The sequence below is a fragment of the Klebsiella sp. ZJOU C1 genome, from assembly GCF_035620215.1.
GTDB classification, from domain to species: Bacteria; Pseudomonadota; Gammaproteobacteria; order Enterobacterales; family Enterobacteriaceae; genus Klebsiella; species Klebsiella variicola.
This window is the reverse complement of sequence record NZ_CP141644.1, coordinates 4883519-4899574: the sequence shown is the minus strand read 5'-3', so window position 1 is coordinate 4899574 and position 16056 is coordinate 4883519. Positions and strand designations below refer to the sequence as shown.

The window sequence follows — 16056 nt, the reverse complement described above, 5'->3', positions numbered from 1 at the left end:
CCCCTTACTGCGCCTGCACCCGCAGCTCAGCTGCGGAACGACTACGGTGACCCAACAGTGCTTTAACATCGCTGGACTTCGGTTTAACCAGCGCAAACTTCGCGGAGAAGGCCGGCCAGTTGGCGAGGATCTCTTCGCCACGTTGCGAACCGGTAAGCTGCACATGTTCGGTGATTAAACCGCGCAGGTGCTCTTCATGGATTGCCAGAGAATCAACGTCCAGCACTTCCACCAGTTCCGGGTTCACGCGTTTACGGAAGTCGCCATCTTCATCCAGGACATAAGCAAAGCCGCCGGTCATCCCTGCGCCAAAGTTGACGCCGGTTTTACCGAGCACGCAGACGATGCCGCCGGTCATATATTCACAGCCGTTGTCACCGATGCCTTCCACCACGGTAATGGCGCCGGAGTTACGCACGGCGAAACGCTCGCCTGCGCGGCCTGCGGCGTACAGACGACCACCGGTCGCGCCGTACAGGCAGGTGTTGCCGATAATGCTGGCTTCATGGCTGCGGAACGCAGAGCCGACCGGAGGACGAATGGCCAGCAGACCGCCCGCCATGCCTTTCCCGACATAGTCGTTGGCATCGCCGGTCAGATGCAGCTCTACGCCACCGGCGTTCCACACGCCGAAGCTCTGGCCTGCGGTGCCGCTAAAGTGGGCGACGATCGGATCCCCGGCCAGTCCCTGGTCACCATGGGTCTGGGCAATATACCCGGACAGCGAGGCCCCCACGGAGCGGTCGGTATTGCGGATATCGAACCAGAACGTTTTGCTCTGCTTTTCATCCACGTACGGTTTCGCCTGCTGCAGCAGCTGCGCGTTGAGTACACCGTTATCGAACGGTGGGTTGTTCTCGGTGCAGTACAGCGCTTTGCCCGGATGCGGCTCTGCGGTCTCCAGCAGTTTACCCAGATCCAGTTTCTGCTGTTTGGCAGTAAACCCATCCAGCTCTTTGAGCAGATCGGTGCGGCCAATCAGATCCACCAGACGCTTGACGCCCAGCTGGGCCATCAGCTCGCGGGTCTCACGGGCGATAAATTCAAAGTAGTTGGTCACTTTGAACGGCAGACCGTGATAGTGGTTCTTACGCAGTTTGTCATCCTGAGTCGCCACGCCGGTCGCGCAGTTGTTCAGGTGGCAAATACGCAGGTATTTACAGCCCAGCGCGACCATCGGGCCGGTACCGAAACCGAAGCTCTCTGCGCCGAGGATCGCCGCTTTGATGATATCGAGGCCGGTTTTCAGTCCGCCGTCCACCTGCAGACGGATCTTATGACGCAGACCGTTAGCGACCAGCGCCTGCTGGGTTTCCACCAGGCCAAGCTCCCACGGACAGCCGGCATATTTCACCGATGAGAGCGGGCTCGCCCCGGTACCGCCGTCGTAGCCGGCGATGGTGATCAGATCGGCATAGGCTTTGGCCACGCCGGTGGCGATGGTGCCAACGCCCGGTTCAGAAACCAGTTTGACCGAAATCATCGCTTTCGGGTTGACCTGCTTGAGGTCGAAAATCAGCTGCGCCAAATCCTCGATAGAGTAGATATCGTGGTGCGGCGGCGGGGAGATCAGCGTCACGCCCGGTACGGAATAGCGCAGTTTGGCGATATACGGGGTGACTTTATCACCCGGCAACTGACCGCCTTCACCCGGTTTCGCCCCCTGGGCGACTTTGATCTGGATGACGTCGGCATTGACCAGATAGGCTGGCGTGACGCCGAAGCGGCCGGACGCGACCTGCTTGATGCGCGACACTTTATTGGTGCCGTAGCGCGCCGGGTCTTCACCGCCTTCACCGGAGTTAGAGAAACCGCCGATGCTGTTCATCGCTTCCGCCAGCGATTCGTGTGCTTCCGGGCTCAGCGCGCCGATCGACATCGCCGCGGTATCGAAGCGTTTGAACAGCTCTTTCGCCGGTTCTACGTCGTCGATACTGATTGCGTCTTCGCCTGGATTGAGCGCCAGCAGATCGCGCAGCGTGGCCGCCGGACGTTCGTTAACCAGTTTCGCGTATTGTTGATAGTCGCTGTATTCGCCGCTCTGCACGGCCTTCTGCAGGGTCTGAACCACGTCCGGGTTGTAGGCGTGATATTCACCGCCGTGCACGAACTTCAGCAGGCCGCCCTGAGCCAGTGGCTTACGTGCCAGCCAGGCGCGTTTCGACAGATTCAGCAGATCCTGCTGGAAATCATCGAAGCCGGCGCCGCCGATGCGGCTGACCACGCCCTGGAAGCAGAGATCGGAAACCTCGCGATGCAGACCGACGGCTTCGAACAGCTTCGAGCAGCGGTAGGACGCGATGGTGGAGATCCCCATCTTCGACATGATTTTGTACAGACCTTTGTTGATACCGTTGCGATAGTTCAGCATCACCGCACGGTAGGCTTTATCGATAGCTTTGCTGTCGACCAGCTTCGCCAGCGTTTCATAGGCGAGGTACGGATAAATAGCGGTCGCGCCGAAGCCGAGCAGGACCGCAAAGTGATGCGGATCGCGGGCACTGGCGGTTTCAACGATGATGTTGGCATCGCAGCGCAGACTTTTATCGACCAGACGGGTCTGGATCGCGCCAACGGCCATCGGCGCCGGTACCGGCAGACGGTCTTTGGCGATGTTGCGGTCGGACAGCACCAGCAGCACGGTACCCTCGCGCACCATTTGCTCTGCTTTGTCACACAGGGCTTTCACCGTCTCGCTGAGCGAGGCCTCTGCCGGGTTAAACGTGATGTCGAGGACGTCGGCACGATAGTGCTCTTCTTCCATCGTCGTCAGCTGTTTGAAATCGGAGTACAGCAGGATCGGCGATTTGAAGCTCAGGCGATGGGCCTGGCCTTCCGCTTCGCAGAAGACGTTCATTTCGCGACCGATGCTGGTGGCCAGCGACATGACGTGCGCTTCACGCAGCGGATCGATAGGCGGGTTAGTCACCTGGGCGAACTGCTGACGGAAGTAATCGTAGATAATGCGCGGCTGGCTGGAGAGCACGGCGAAAGGCGTGTCATCGCCCATCGAACCGACTGCTTCCTGGCCATTTTCGCCGAGCACGCGCAGGACGGAGTCCAGCTCTTCCGCGCTGTAGTTAAACTGTTTCTGGTAGCTGGCGAGCGTGTCGTCATCCAGCTGGCGGCTGCCGACTTCTTCTTCCGGCAGATCTTCGAACGGCACCAGGCGACGAACGTTTTTCTCCATCCACTCTTTGTACGGGTGGCGGCTCTTCAGATCGTCATCGGTTTCCGCCGAGTGCAGAATGCGTCCGGCGCGGGTATCGATAACCATCAGCTCGCCTGGGCCCACGCGGCCTTTCTCGACCACTTCGTCCGGCTGGTAGTCCCAGATACCGACTTCAGAGGCGCAGGTGATGAGCTTATCTTTGGTAATGACGTAGCGCGCCGGGCGCAGGCCATTACGATCGAGGTTACAGGCAGCGTAGCGGCCATCGGACATGACGATGCCCGCCGGGCCGTCCCACGGCTCCATGTGCATAGAGTTAAAGTCGAAGAACGAACGCAGCTCCGGATCCATATCCGGGTTGTTCTGCCAGGCTGGCGGCACCAGCAGGCGCATGGCGCGCACGATATCCATCCCGCCGGCCAGCAGCAGCTCCAGCATGTTGTCCATTGAACTGGAGTCAGAGCCGGTTTCGTTAACGAACGGCGCGGCGTCGTGCAGATCCGGGATCAGCGGGGTCTGGAACTTATAGGTACGGGCGCGGGCCCACTGGCGGTTGCCGGTGATAGTGTTGATTTCACCGTTGTGCGCCAGGTAACGGAACGGCTGCGCCAGCGGCCAGCGCGGCACGGTGTTGGTGGAGAAGCGCTGGTGGAACAGGCAGATAGCCGACTCCAGGCGCAGGTCCGCGAGGTCCAGGTAGAAGCGCGGCAAATCCGCCGGCATACACAGACCTTTATAGATGTTGACCAGGTTGGACAGGCTACAAACGTAGAAATCTTTGTCTTCCTGCAGGCGTTTTTCAATGCGACGACGCGCAATAAACAGACGGCGCTCCATATCGCGCGGGCGCCAGCCAGCCGGGGCGTTCACAAAGATTTGCTCAATACGGGGCAGCGAGGAGAGGGCGATTTCACCGAGGACGCCTTCGTTGGTCGGCACATCGCGCCAGCCGACAATCGACAGGGTCTCAAGCTGAAGTTCTTCTTCAACGATGCGGCGCGCCGCTTTAGCCAGCTCAGGATCTTTATTCAGGAACAGCATCCCAACGGCGTAGTTTTTGGCTAAACGCCAGCCGCGCTCTTCAGCAACGATGCGGAAGAAACGATCGGGTTTTTGCAGCAGCAGACCGCAACCGTCGCCGGTTTTACCATCGGCAAGGATTGCGCCACGGTGCTGCATGCGGGCCAGTGCGTGTATCGCGGTTCGCACTACCTTGTGGCTAGGTTCGCCTTCTATGTGGGCGATCAGGCCGAAACCACAGTTATCCCTCTCAAGGGATTTGTCGTACAACATATCAGTGAACCTCCCCAGGCTCTGCGGACACCCTCCGATACCGATTGCGCACAGGCACAGAAAGAGTATGGCGACGGGGTTTGCACCTCGCATTCGCCCTCTTTAAATCCTTTTCGCATCGGTACACAAGTTTGAGGACTTGCTGTTAAGAGGGAATCTCAATTACTGCATAAATATGATGAGCAGAGTGCTCATCCAGAAAGCTTCCAGCGGATTCCCAACTTATCGGGAATCCACACTTACGTCAAATGGCAATCTTATTAATACAAAAATGTGCTATACAGGTGTTAACTTGTTGTTTTAAAAATAAATAGTGCCATTTTTCGTGCTATGAATACGCCTCAGGAAGGTCAGGCTAGTGTGATCTGTCTCACTGTGCACGCGGCTTTGCATTACCGTTATGCGCTGAAATGCATGTCATCATTAGCATATTTGACTGCCATATATTTTCTCAATGGATATTAATACTGTTTTTTGCCGTGAAGAAGATTAGGGCTATCCGCAGGTGAAATATAAGGAAAACTCATCACCACAGAGGTGAATGAAATTGCAGTAATCATGATTGTTTATGCAATGAGGGTGGCCGCCGCGCTGACGATTGATCCAGGTCATCGCCGTCGGTGACAAAAAGTGGCAGGCTTGGCCCCCTTTGTTGAGGCCGGTCTATCAGATTATGCAGTTACAGAAATTAGTCAATATGTTTGGTGGGGATCTTATGCGCCGCTATGGCGAAAAGGTCCATAAGCTGACGCTGCACGGCGGTTTTAGCTGCCCGAACCGCGACGGCACGCTGGGCCGCGGCGGTTGCACTTTCTGTAATGTGGCTTCCTTTGCCGATGAGGCGCAGCAGCATCGCTCCATCGCCGAACAGCTCGCTCATCAGGCGCAGCTCGTCAACCGGGCAAAGCGCTATCTGGCCTATTTCCAGGCCTATACCAGCACCTTCGCTGAAGTGCAGGTGCTCCGCTCGATGTATCGTCAGGCCATCAGCCAGGCGAATATTGTCGGCCTCTGCGTCGGCACCCGCCCGGACTGCGTTCCGCAGGCGGTCCTCGATCTGCTGAGTGAATATCATGAGCAAGGATATGAGGTATGGCTGGAGCTGGGACTGCAAACCGCGCACGATAAAACCCTGCATCGGATTAACCGTGGGCATGATTTCGCTTGCTACCAGCGTACTGCGCGTCTGGCGCGAGCGCGAGGGCTGAAGGTCTGCGCACATCTGATCGTCGGCCTGCCCGGAGAGACCCTGGGCCATTGCCTGGAGACGCTAGAGCGGGTGGTGGCGACCGGCGTGGACGGCATCAAGCTGCACCCGCTGCACATTGTCAAAGGCAGTATTATGGCCAAAGCGTGGCAGGCCGGGCGTCTCAATGGCATTGAGCTGGAGGCGTATACCGTGACCGCCGGGGAGATGATTCGCCATACGCCGCCGGAGGTGATCTATCACCGGATATCGGCCAGCGCCCGTCGACCCACGCTATTGGCGCCGCTGTGGTGCGAAAATCGCTGGACCGGAATGGTTGAACTGGATCGCTATCTGAATGAGCAGGGCGCTCAGGGCTCGGCGCTAGGCCGCAGCTGGGCTGTGCCCCTGGCGGAGAAGTAGAAGCAGACGATGTCCGGGCCAAGGCCGGACATCGCTCTTCAGCCATTTATGCCTGACTGGCTTTCATCGTCATCCGCGGGGTTTTAATCACCAGCAGCACCAGCACGGCGCCAAGCGCGGCGATAGTGCCGGCGAGAATAAAGGCGCTGTCGAATTTGCCGGTGGACTGCACGATATAGCCCGTGACAATCGGCCCCACGATGCCGGAGACGCTGCCGATAAGATGGATAAAGCCGCTGGCGCCGCCGACGCGGGATTTATGCACCACGTCCTGAATAATCGCCCAGTAGATCGCCCCGGTCACATAGAGGAAAAAGATGGAGACCGACATCAGCAGAACGGCAGGAACGACGCTGCTAACGGTACCGGCGAGCCCCACGCAGAGCGCGGCCATTAGCAGGCATACCACCAGCACGATTTTGCGCGACAGCAGCAGCCTTCCGGTAAGGTTAAATATTTTATCGGATATATAACCCCCCAGCGCCAGACCGACAAAACCGACGATCCACGGGATCATGGTGGTGAGACTCATCTGTTTAATATCCAGATGGTGCTGCTGGACCAGATAGGACGGAAACCAGCTGAGAAAGAAAAAAAGAATATAGTTGTAGCAGAAGAAGGCAAATGCCGTCACCAGAATAATAGGCTGCTTGAGATAATAACCCAGTGAGTGGGCCGTTTGATTTTCTACGGTTTCCAGGGCGTCCTCCTCTTGCTTCATTTTATTAATGAGCATGAGCTCTTCCTGACTGACATGCTTATGTTTGTCAGGCGAGTTGGCGGCAATAAAAAACCACACGACCATCCACACAATACCGATGGCGAAAATAATCATAAACGCGGGACGCCAGCCGAAAGCCAGGGCCAGATAACCGACGATAGGTCCGGCGACCGCGCCGCCCAGCGGAGAGCCGGCGCTGAGGAACCCCACTGCGGTTGCTGCTTGCTTTTTAGGAAACCAGCCGTTAATCATCTTGTTCGCTGAGGCGCAAATCGGGCCCTCTGCCATCCCGAAGAGCACGCGGAGCACCAGCATGGAATAAAAGCCGGTGGCAACCGCGGTTAAGCCGCAAAACAGCGACCATAACCCAACCGCCAGGCCCATCACCAATGTGGCGCCAAATTTATCGACGGCGAGGCCGCCAATAAAATTAAAGACCGCGTAGCCGAAGAAAAAGCTGCCGAAAATCATACCAAATTGTTCAGCGTTAAGTGCAAGGTCCTTTTCAATCATCGGCACCGTAATGGATAACGCCACCCGGTCCAGATAATTTATCATATACACTAAAAATAATAACAGGACGATAATCCAGCGAATATTTTTTCCCATGATAACACCATGCTCATTATATGATTTATATCAGGCGCGGCGGATCTACAGATATCCGTCGGCCGTTATTTAAAAATAATGTCGGCTTAGCCTAATTGCAGCAGCACTTTGCAGCAGGTCTTCCGATCGTTGGCGAAAATCTCCATGGCTTCTTTCACCTGCTCCAGCGGCATACAGTGGGTGATTAACGCCTCAGGATGGATAAGGCCTTTTTCCATCCAGTCGATGACCAGCGGAAAGCGCCCGCTGTTCAGCCGCGAGGAGAAAATGGAGATCTCTTTACTGGTGATGCTTTGCTGGGTCAGCGTGGACGCCTCGCCGGAGAAACCGAGTATGCCGATGCGGGCGGCAGGGGAGGCGAGGAGGATTGCCTCCTGCAGAATGGCTGGGTGGCAGGCGGCATCAATGACCAGCGTGGGGGCTATCTGCCGCTGCGCCAGCTGATCCGCCAGCGGCTGATGGGTGTTATCGAGCGTCAGATCGGCGCCGTTGTCCCGTGCCATCTGTAGACGTTCGGCAATGCGGTCCACGACGATCACCTGCTTAACGCCATACACCCCCTTCAGCGCCTGGATCACCGTCAGGCCCATTGGGCCAGCGCCGTAAACCAGGGCGATATCCTGCGGCGTGGGCTGCAGCTGGGCGGTAATATTTGCCGCAATAGTAAAAGGCTCAACCATTGTCGCCTGACGATCGCTGATAGCCTCCGGAATGCGCCAGGCATTTTTGGCCGGCACGCAGGCATAGTCGCTGAATCCCCCATCGCGGTGCACCCCGATGACCTGGAGCTGCGCGCAAACATTCGGCCGACCAACCGAGCAGGGATAACAATGGCCGCAGCTGACCACCGGATCGACCGCGACGCGTTCGCCAATACGCGCCGGAGAGACCTGCTCGCCGACGGCATCGACAATGCCGAAGAATTCATGACCAATAACGCGGGGATATTTCGCGAAGGGGTTGTGGCCCTGATAGATGTGTACATCGGAACCGCAGATCCCGGCAAAGGCGATTTTCACCCGTACTTCATGGCTGCCCGGAACGGGAACCGGACGTGATGCAATGTTCAGTTGGCCTGGCTCTTTGACGATGACGCTTCTCATTTCTGTTCCTTCCATTGTCTGTTTCGCGAACGAATTTCGCCTGTTTTTATTACCATACAAGTATGCATTTGATCATAAATAGCTCTGGATCACATTTGGAAGAGGTCGTCAGAAAAAGCCAGACTATTATTAATCTATTGAAATAAATTGAAAAAAAATATGAATGCGCCGGGATGGGCTTGCCCGGTGCAGGAATGTGATCGTTATCACGACAGGAAAGGGCAATTCGATTATGATTGCTGGTATGGTAGTAGGGTAAAAACACAAATTATGAAGCAGGTGATAACGATGCAGATGACAATGCGCTGGTTTGGGCCAGAGGAAGACAAGGTTTCATTAGAGCATATACGACAGGTGCCCGGCGTGGAGGGGGTCGTCGGCGCGCTCTATGACGTCGCGGTGGGTGAGGTATGGCCAGTCGATAAAATTGAGCGTCTGGTCAGCCAGGCCCATGCCGCGGGCCTGAAAATGGAGGTGATAGAGAGCGTCAACATTCATGATGACATTAAAATCGGCCTTCCTTCCCGTGACCGCTATATTGCCAACTATCAGCAGACCATTCGCCACCTTGCCCGCTTCGGCGTCAAAGTTATCTGTTATAACTTCATGCCGGTTTTTGACTGGATGAAGACGGATATGAACTACGTCCTGCCGGATGGTTCGTTGACGATGGCTTTTGAGAAGAAAGATATCGATAAACGGCTGGAAGACGTAGTGAAAGAGGTACTGGAGAACTCAAACGGCTTCGCCTTGCCGGGCTGGGAGCCAGAAAGGCTGGCGGAGGTGCAGACCCTGTTTGCCAAATATAGCGCGGTGGATGACCACAAGCTGCGGGAGAACCTGGTTTATTTTCTGCAGGCGGTGATCCCGGTCTGTGAAGAGGTCGGGGTGAAAATGGCGATCCATCCGGACGATCCGCCGTACTCCATTTTTGGCCTGCCGCGGGTGGTCAAAAACCGCGACGATCTGGACTGGATCTGCCGGGCCGTCGATTCGCCCGCTAACGGCATCACGCTCTGCACCGGCTCGATTGCCGAAGATCCGGATAACGATGTGTACGCCATCCTGGCAGAGTTTACCCGGCGCAAACGGATCCACTTTGCCCACGTCCGCAATATTAAGCTGATACGAGATAAAGATTTTTACGAGTGCGCCCATCCGTCAGAGTACGGTTCCCTGGATATGTACAAGGTGATGCAAGCGCTGTATGACAACGGGTTCGACGGCTATATTCGCCCGGATCATGGCCGTTTTATCTGGGGAGAGACCGGACGGCCAGGCTATGGCTTGTACGACCGCGCTCTCGGCGTGACCTACCTGAAGGGGCTCTGGGAGGCGTTAAGCAAGCGCTAACCGTTCTCCTGACCTTGCCTCTTTTTAGCGGCTGGTTCGCCTTGGCGACCAGCCGTCATATCAGCTCCTTCCCGCATTTTTTGCACAACTTACAGCGCATTGCTCAGAATTGAGTATTATTGTGCGGAGTTGTCGTGAAGGAATCCCCTATGAAGCAAATTCGTATGCTGGCGCAGTATTATGTCGACCTGATGATGAAGCTGGGTCTGGTCCGCTTTTCGATGCTGTTGGCTCTTGCGCTGGTGGTGCTGGCCATTGTGGTACAGATGGCGGTCACTATGGTGCTGCATGGCCAGGTTGAAAGTATCGACGTTATCCGCTCTATCTTCTTTGGTCTGTTGATTACCCCCTGGGCGGTCTACTTTCTCTCGGTGGTGGTGGAGCAACTCGAAGAGTCTCGCCAGCGTCTTTCGCGGCTGGTGGACAAGCTGGAGGAGATGCGCGAGCGCGATCTGAAGCTGAATGTGCAGCTGAAAGATAACATCGCGCAGTTGAATCAGGAGATAGGCGAACGTGAAAAAGCAGAAGCCGAGCGCGAGACCACTCTCGAGCAGTTGAAGATCGAGATGAAAGAGCGTGAAGAGACGCAGATCCAACTCGAACAGCAATCCTCCTTTCTGCGCTCTTTCCTCGACGCTTCGCCAGATCTGGTTTTCTACCGCAATGAGGATAAGGAGTTTTCAGGCTGTAACCGGGCGATGGAGCTGTTGACCGGCAAAAGTGAGAAACAGCTGATCCATCTCAAACCGCAGGACGTCTATAGCGAAGAGGCCGCAGAAAAGGTGCTGGAAACCGACGAGAAGGTGTTCCGCCACAATGTATCGCTGACCTATGAGCAGTGGCTGGACTATCCCGATGGCCGCAAAGCGTGCTTCGAAATCCGCAAGGTCCCGTACTACGATCGCGTCGGTAAGCGTCGCGGCCTGATGGGCTTCGGGCGCGATATCACCGAACGAAAACGCTATCAGGATGCCCTCGAGCGCGCCAGCCGGGATAAAACTACCTTTATCTCGACCATCAGCCATGAGCTGCGTACCCCGCTAAACGGGATCGTCGGGCTGAGCCGTATTTTGCTGGATACCGAACTGACCAGCGAGCAGGAGAAATACCTGAAAACCATCCATGTCTCGGCGGTGACGCTGGGGAATATCTTCAATGATATTATCGACATGGATAAAATGGAGCGCCGTAAGGTACAGCTCGATAACCAGCCGGTGGACTTCACCAGCTTCCTTGCCGACCTTGAAAACCTCTCCGGTCTGCAGGCCCAGCAGAAGGGCCTGCGCTTTGTGCTGGAGCCGAGCCTGCCGCTACCGCATAAAGTGATCACCGACGGTACGCGTTTGCGCCAGATCCTGTGGAACCTTATCAGCAACGCCGTGAAGTTTACCCCCCAGGGCGGCGGGGTGAATGTCCGCGTGCGCTATGACGAAGGCGATATCCTGCACTTCGAAGTGGAAGACTCCGGAATTGGTATTCCTGAAGCGGAACAGGACAAAATTTTCGCCATGTATTACCAGGTCAAAGACAGCCACGGCGGCAAACCAGCCACCGGAACCGGCATTGGTCTCGCCGTCTCGCGTCGCCTGGCGCGCAATATGGGCGGCGATATCAGCGTAACCAGCCAGCCGGGTAAAGGGGCGACCTTTACGCTCACCGTCCATGCGCCTGCCATTGCGGAAGAAGTGGAAGATACGTTGGCGGAAGACGACATGCCATTACCCGCGCTTAACGTGCTGCTGGTGGAAGACATTGAGCTCAACGTCATTGTGGCCCGTTCGGTGCTGGAAAAGCTGGGCAACAGCGTGGATGTCGCCATGACCGGGAAAGCCGCGCTGGAGATGTTTGAGCCAGGCGAGTACGACCTGGTGTTGCTGGATATTCAATTGCCGGATATGACGGGGCTGGATATCTCTCGCCAGCTAAAACAGAACTTTGCCGCGGATGAGCTGCCGCCGCTGGTGGCCCTGACCGCCAACGTACTGAAGAATAAGAAAGAGTATCTCGACGCCGGGATGGACGATGTGCTGAGCAAGCCGTTGTCGGTGCCAGCGCTCACGGCCATGATCAAGAAATTCTGGGATGCGCCGGAAGAGGAAGCGCAGGAAGCGCCGGCGGCCGATCTGCATAAAGCCGACGCGGTGCTGGATACCGATATGCTGGAGCAATATATCGAACTGGTGGGACCGAAGCTTATCAACGATGGCCTCGCGGTGTTTGAGAAGATGATGCCGGGCTATATGTCTGTCCTCGAGTCCAATCTCACCGCCCGCGATCAAAAAGGGATTGTCGAAGAGGGGCATAAGATCAAAGGGGCGGCGGGTTCTATTGGTCTGCGCCACATCCAGCAGCTGGGGCAGCAGATCCAGACGCCGGATCTGCCAGCCTGGTCTGATAATGTCGCTGAATGGGTTGAAGAGATGAAATCTGAGTGGCAAAACGACGTGGCGGTACTGAAGGCGTGGGTGGCGAAGGCCGGGAAAAAATGACCCCGGACAGACCGGGGTGCGCGAATACTGCGCCAACACCAGGGAACTGGTGGTTGAGCCAGTGTTATTTGAGTGATGTTGTTACGTGGCGCAACCTGAGAAGTGGATTGCTCGCTCATTAAGATAGCAAAGCTTAACTAATTTGTTACATGAATCAGTAAAATATGTGAAGCATAGCGAGTAAATCGACATTTTTGACTGGTTTCAGCGAGTTGCATGGAGGAGCGAAAGCGATGAAAAAAATTGGTGTGGTACTGAGCGGCTGCGGCGTGTACGACGGCAGTGAAATTCATGAAGCGGTGATTACCCTGCTGGCGATCGCGCGCAACGGCGCGCAGGCGGTGTGCTTTGCACCCGATAAACCGCAGCGCGACGTCATCAACCATCTGACGGGGGAACCGCTGACGGAGCAACGCAATGTGCTGGTGGAAGCGGCGCGAATTGCCCGCGGCGACATCTTACCGCTGACGCAGGCGCGTGCGGAGACGCTGGACGCGCTGATCGTCCCCGGCGGCTTCGGCGCGGCGAAAAATTTAAGCAGCTTCGCCGCCGAGGGCAGCGAATGTCAGGTGGACCGCGATCTGCAGGCTCTGGCACTGGCGATGCATCAGGCCGGCAAACCGCTGGGTTTCATGTGCATTGCCCCGGCGCTGCTGCCGAAGATTTTTGCGTTTCCGCTGCGCATAACCATCGGGACCGATCTCGATACTGCCGATGTGGTCGAAGAGATGGGGGCGGAGCACGTGCCTTGTCCGGTCGACGACATCGTGGTGGATGAAGAGAACAAAGTGGTCACCACCCCGGCGTATATGCTGGCAGAGAATATTGCTCAAGCCGCCACCGGGATCGAAAAGCTGGTCGCCCGCGTGCTGGCGCTGAGCGCATGAGGCTCCGCGTTGCGCCCTTTGCGCTGCTAAAACGACTGGCGCTGCGTCTGCTGCTGATCGCCGCCGTCTTCTGGGGCGGGGGGATCGCGCTGTTTAGCGTGCTGCCGGTGCCGTTTTCGGCGGTGATGCTTGAGCGGCAGGTGAGCGCCTGGCTCTCCGGAGATGTCCACTATCTGGCGCACTCTGATTGGGTCGGCATGGATGAGATCTCTCCATGGATGGGGCTGGCGGTGATTGCCGCCGAAGATCAAAAGTTCCCGGAACATTGGGGGTTCGACGTATCGGCGATAGAAAAAGCGCTGGCGCACAATGAGCGTCATGATACCCGCATCCGCGGCGCGTCAACGCTGTCGCAGCAGACGGCGAAAAACCTGTTTTTATGGGATGGCCGCAGCTGGTTGCGTAAGGGGCTGGAAGCCGGGCTGACGGTCGGTATAGAAACCGTCTGGAGTAAAAAGCGGATCCTGACCGTCTACCTGAATATTGCCGAGTTTGGCGATGGGATATTTGGTGTGGAAGCGGCCGCGCAGCGCTATTTTCATAAGCCTGCCAGCCAGCTGACGCCGGGGGAAGCGGCTCTGCTGGCCGCGGTGCTGCCAAATCCGATCCGCTATCGCGCTGACGCGCCTTCGGGCTATGTGCGCAGCCGCCAGGCCTGGATCTTACGCCAGATGCGACAGCTGGGCGGGGAAGGGTTTATGCGCGAGCATAAGCTCTATTAGCGCGTGAATCCGGCGCCGGGGCTGGCACTGTCGCCAGTCGGCCGTCGCCGGGAAGCGTGACGCTTAGTCTTCATCAAATCCGGCATTAAAAAGAGCAATCACCGCGGCGAGCGCCTCAACTTCCTGCGGACCGCTGGCTTCCACCTCTATCTGCCGCCCTTTCGCGGAGTCCAGCATCAGCAGGGCAATCACGCTGTTTGCTTCCGCCTCCGTGCCTTCATCGTTGCGCAGCAGTACTTCGGCATCGAAATTCTGCATCAGCTCAAACAGCTTCATCGCCGGGCGGGCATGCATGCCCAGCTTATTGGTGATTTCAACGGTCTGCTTTACGGTCATGATTTACGTTTTTCCAGCGTCCGATGACGAGACTGTACGTTCTTGCCGCGGGAGCGGAAGTAGTCAGCCAGTTGTTCAGCAATATAAACCGAACGATGTTTACCGCCGGTGCAGCCAATGGCCACCGTCAGATAGCTGCGATTGTTGGTCTCCAGCATCGGTAACCATAGCTCAAGATAGCTCCGGGTCTGGTAAATAAAGTTGTGCACTTCAGTGTGCCGGTCAAGGAAGGCGGCCACCGGTTTATCCAGACCGGTCATTGGACGCAGTTTCGGATCCCAGTGCGGGTTTGGCAGAAAGCGCACGTCAAAGACGTAATCAGCATCGATCGGAATACCGTGCTTGAAGCCGAAGGATTCGAAGACCATCGTCAGTTCGCGCTCGCGTTTGCCTAACAAGCGAGTACGCAGCATTTCCGCCAGCTCATGCACCGACATTTCGGACGTATCGACGATCAGATCCGCACGGGAGCGCAGTGGCTCCAGCAAGTCGCTCTCTTCGTCGATGGCGCTTTCGAGCGACAGGTTCTTGCTGGAGAGCGGGTGTAAGCGACGAGTATCGCTGTAACGGCGGATCAGGGTATTACGATCGGCATCAAGGAACAGCAATTGCGGAGAAAAGCATTCCGGCAGGTTCTGCATCGCCTGTTCAAAGATTTCCGGTGATTCCGGCATGTTACGCACGTCGATGCTGACGGCCGCGGAGATATTGCGGTCAGCCAGCGACCGCGCCAGATCGGGCAGCAGCACGACCGGCAGGTTATCCACGCAGTAAAAGCCCATATCTTCCAGCGCTCGCAGAGCGACGGATTTCCCCGAGCCCGAGCGGCCGCTGACGATCATCAGTACCATGTACCGTTTCTCCTCAGTACGATAAAGGATAAGGTGCGACTGCCGTTATGCGTCATCGCTGCTTCCTGCTTCGGTGATGATCTCATACAACTCTTCATCGCTCTGCGCCGCGCGCAGGCGACGGCAAATCGCTTTGTCCGCCAGCCGTTTGGCCACCAGGGAGAGCGTATGCAGGTGAGTCTTTGTCTGGTCGGCTGGCACCAGCAGCGCGAACAGCAGGTCGACAGGCTGATTGTCGATCGCGTCGAAGGCGATGGGGGTTTCCAGCTGGACAAAAACGCCGACAGCACGCAGCGTATCCTCTTCCAGTTTACCGTGAGGAATGGCAATACCATTGCCAATCCCGGTACTGCCCATTTTTTCGCGGGTGAGGATCGCTTCGAACACCACCTGCGGCGGCAAACTTAACTGTTTGGCGGCCAGTTCGCTAATGATTTCCAGAGCACGCTTCTTGCTCTGGCAGTGAACCTGGCTACGGGTACATTCCTGGTTCAGGACGTTGCTCAGTTGTAGAGCCGAATCGTTGTTCATCATAATTTCACCTGAGCGCCCCGCGCCCGCCGCCGATGTTAAACCACGACGGACGCAGGGGGGCCCGGACAATTAGTGTTGTTTTAGTTTATCTTTGTGCTTCGTTAACTGCCTTGCCAGCTTGTCGATAAGACCATCGACAGCTGCATACATATCCTGCCCTTCCGCACTGGCATGGATTTCGCCACCGTTGACATGCAGATTCGCGTCCGCAATTTGCGTCACTTTCTCTACTTTTAACACAATATAGACCTGATTGATCCGGTCGAAAAATTGCTCCAGTTTGCTGAACTTCGCCGTGACGAAGTCGCGCATCGCGGGGGTGATCTCGACGTTGTGTCCTGTAATGTTGAGCTGCATAGTGTCTTCCTTATCGGTTG

Annotated in this window: 12 protein-coding genes; 5 read left to right on the top strand and 7 right to left on the bottom strand. The window is 56.5% G+C overall.

Going from position 1 to position 16056, the window contains the following annotated elements; all coding sequences use genetic code 11:
* Window positions 1–4: 4 nt before the first annotated feature.
* Window positions 5–4465: a glutamate synthase large subunit gene (gene gltB, locus SPE70_RS23500; RefSeq protein ID WP_008806660.1), complete on the bottom strand. Its 4461-nt coding sequence runs from the start codon at window positions 4463–4465 to the stop codon at window positions 5–7.
* A 673-nt stretch (window positions 4466–5138) separates the two neighbouring features.
* Between gltB and SPE70_RS23495 the strand changes: the two genes are divergently transcribed.
* Window positions 5139–6074 (top strand): tRNA modification radical SAM protein MnmL/YtqA, encoded by a 936-nt coding sequence (locus SPE70_RS23495; RefSeq protein WP_064169980.1) that lies wholly within the window; start codon window positions 5139–5141, stop codon window positions 6072–6074.
* Window positions 6075–6120: 46 nt separating this feature from the next.
* On the opposite strand, the gene SPE70_RS23490 is transcribed toward SPE70_RS23495, so the two are convergent.
* Both SPE70_RS23490 and SPE70_RS23485 read right to left on the bottom strand, forming a co-directional pair.
* A complete protein-coding gene (locus tag SPE70_RS23490) occupies window positions 6121–7404 on the bottom strand; it encodes an MFS transporter (RefSeq protein WP_008806658.1) in 1284 nt (427 codons plus the stop codon).
* Between the two features lie 86 nt (window positions 7405–7490).
* A complete protein-coding gene (locus tag SPE70_RS23485; protein ID WP_012967168.1) occupies window positions 7491–8507 on the bottom strand; it encodes a Zn-dependent oxidoreductase in 1017 nt (338 codons plus the stop codon).
* A 288-nt stretch (window positions 8508–8795) separates the two neighbouring features.
* On the opposite strand from SPE70_RS23485, the gene uxuA reads away from it, so the two are divergent.
* From uxuA to mtgA, 4 genes are all read left to right on the top strand, one after another.
* A complete protein-coding gene (gene uxuA / locus SPE70_RS23480) occupies window positions 8796–9860 on the top strand; it encodes a mannonate dehydratase (protein WP_064169981.1) in 1065 nt (354 codons plus the stop codon).
* Window positions 9861–10009: 149 nt separating this feature from the next.
* Complete coding sequence (gene arcB, locus SPE70_RS23475) at window positions 10010–12349, top strand: aerobic respiration two-component sensor histidine kinase ArcB (RefSeq protein ID WP_012540466.1); 2340 nt, start codon at window positions 10010–10012, stop codon at window positions 12347–12349.
* A 233-nt stretch (window positions 12350–12582) separates the two neighbouring features.
* Window positions 12583–13236, top strand: coding sequence for an isoprenoid biosynthesis glyoxalase ElbB (elbB, locus tag SPE70_RS23470; RefSeq protein WP_008806654.1), 654 nt, complete (start codon window positions 12583–12585; stop codon window positions 13234–13236).
* Window positions 13233–13958 (top strand): monofunctional biosynthetic peptidoglycan transglycosylase, encoded by a 726-nt coding sequence (mtgA, locus tag SPE70_RS23465; protein WP_008806653.1) that lies wholly within the window; start codon window positions 13233–13235, stop codon window positions 13956–13958. Before elbB ends, mtgA begins: the two co-directional genes overlap by 4 nt.
* Before the next feature lie 63 nt (window positions 13959–14021).
* Here the strand turns inward: mtgA and npr are convergent, their stop codons facing one another.
* From npr to hpf, 4 genes are all read right to left on the bottom strand, one after another.
* The gene (npr, locus tag SPE70_RS23460; RefSeq protein WP_002918431.1) at window positions 14022–14294 is read right to left on the bottom strand and encodes a PTS phosphocarrier protein NPr; all 273 of its coding nucleotides are present in this window, start codon (window positions 14292–14294) and stop codon (window positions 14022–14024) included.
* Window positions 14291–15145 carry an RNase adapter RapZ gene (gene rapZ, locus SPE70_RS23455; RefSeq protein ID WP_002918428.1) on the bottom strand — a complete coding sequence of 285 codons (855 nt, stop codon included), beginning with the start codon at window positions 15143–15145 and terminating at the stop codon, window positions 14291–14293. Before rapZ ends, npr begins: the two co-directional genes overlap by 4 nt.
* A 45-nt stretch (window positions 15146–15190) precedes the next feature.
* Window positions 15191–15679, bottom strand: coding sequence for a PTS IIA-like nitrogen regulatory protein PtsN (gene ptsN, locus SPE70_RS23450; protein WP_004144926.1), 489 nt, complete (start codon window positions 15677–15679; stop codon window positions 15191–15193).
* 69 nt (window positions 15680–15748) lie between these two features.
* Window positions 15749–16036, bottom strand: a complete 288-nt coding sequence (gene hpf / locus SPE70_RS23445) for a ribosome hibernation promoting factor (RefSeq protein ID WP_004206206.1) — start codon at window positions 16034–16036, stop codon at window positions 15749–15751.
* Window positions 16037–16056 lie beyond the last annotated feature (20 nt).